We start from the raw sequence: 667 nt of genomic DNA, 5'->3' as shown, positions 1-667 counted from the left end.
TGTTTCGCTTGCAACTGATCCAGAGCCTGGCGCGGGCCGGACGCTCAGGTCTGCGCGTGGCTGTTTTGTTTCTTGATCTGGACTATTTCAAAACCGTGAATGACAGTTTTGGACACGCCATGGGCGACGCCTTGCTGGTGCAGGTAGGCGCCCGCATGCGCAGCGCCTTGCGCGAAAACGACATACTGGCACGCTTGGGCGGCGACGAATTCGCTATTTTGCTGACCGATCTGACGAATGTGGATGAAGCAGTGGGCGTGGCCTCCAAGCTGTTGCTGTCGCTGCAGGCCTCGTACCGTCTTCAGGAGCAGGATGTGTATTCAGGCGGCAGCCTGGGTCTGGCTTTTTACCCGGATGATGCCCAGGATAGTGACACCTTGCTGCGTTACGCTGACATGGCCATGTACCAGGCCAAACAGTCGGGGCGCGGCGCCTACGCCTGCTATTCAATGGAAATGGACCGGCGCGTGCACGAAGACATGCAACTGCATACCCGCTTGAAGGAAGCCATTGCCCAGGAAATTCTGCAATTGCACTACCAGCCGCAGGTGGACGTGGCAACTGGTGCGATCGTGGGGGCGGAAGCCTTGCTGCGCTGGCATGACCCCGTGCTGGGCCACGTACCTCCAACAAGGTTCATACCGGTGGCTGAAGCCACCGGTTTGAT

General features: G+C 58.8%; 1 protein-coding gene. It reads left to right on the top strand.

The genetic code is table 11. The annotated features are described in order from the left end of the window. The coding region (locus C5P05_RS00785) for a putative bifunctional diguanylate cyclase/phosphodiesterase (protein WP_114968015.1) at positions 1-667 on the top strand (667 nt) is incomplete at both ends.

This window comes from Rhodoferax ferrireducens (genome assembly GCF_003347515.1).
In the GTDB taxonomy this organism is placed as follows: Bacteria; Pseudomonadota; Gammaproteobacteria; order Burkholderiales; family Burkholderiaceae_C; genus Rhodoferax.
The sequence above is the reverse complement of the archived record's forward strand: the minus strand, read 5'-3'. Positions and strand labels throughout refer to the sequence as shown.